Origin of the sequence: Companilactobacillus nantensis DSM 16982 (assembly GCF_001435815.1) — a bacterium.
In the GTDB taxonomy this organism is placed as follows: domain Bacteria; phylum Bacillota; class Bacilli; order Lactobacillales; family Lactobacillaceae; genus Companilactobacillus; species Companilactobacillus nantensis.
Window position 1 is genome coordinate 1 of record NZ_AZFV01000087.1, and the last position, 339, is coordinate 339.

Genomic DNA, 339 nt, shown 5'->3' on the forward strand with positions numbered 1-339 from the left:
GAATGATAAGAAGCTAAGAACTTGTGATAGTTTATAAGGTCGATGACACGCTTTGCGTTTATCGACATAACGACTTTGAGCAAGTTCAGGTATGTATTCTTGATGAAAGTACTCTTTGCCATTAATTTTCTTAACTTGAGTTACTTCTCCACGTTTCAACTCGTTATTAATAGTCTGTGGGCAAACACTGAGAGCAATCGCAATCTTGCGGTTAGAATGTCCCAATTTATGTAGAGCAGCTATTTTTCCACGTTCAACTTCAGTTAAGTGGTGACCCTTGTTTCGTTTTATGGTAATCTGTTCTTGCGCCAAGACGAAAACCTCTTTCATTGTTTGTGT

General features: G+C 38.1%; 1 protein-coding gene. It reads right to left on the bottom strand.

Going from position 1 to position 339, the window contains the following annotated elements; all coding sequences use genetic code 11:
• Window positions 1-330: helix-turn-helix domain-containing protein (locus tag FD31_RS13805; RefSeq protein WP_420838397.1), on the bottom strand; the 330-nt coding region annotated here is incomplete at its 3' end.
• Window positions 331-339: the final 9 nt, after the last annotated feature.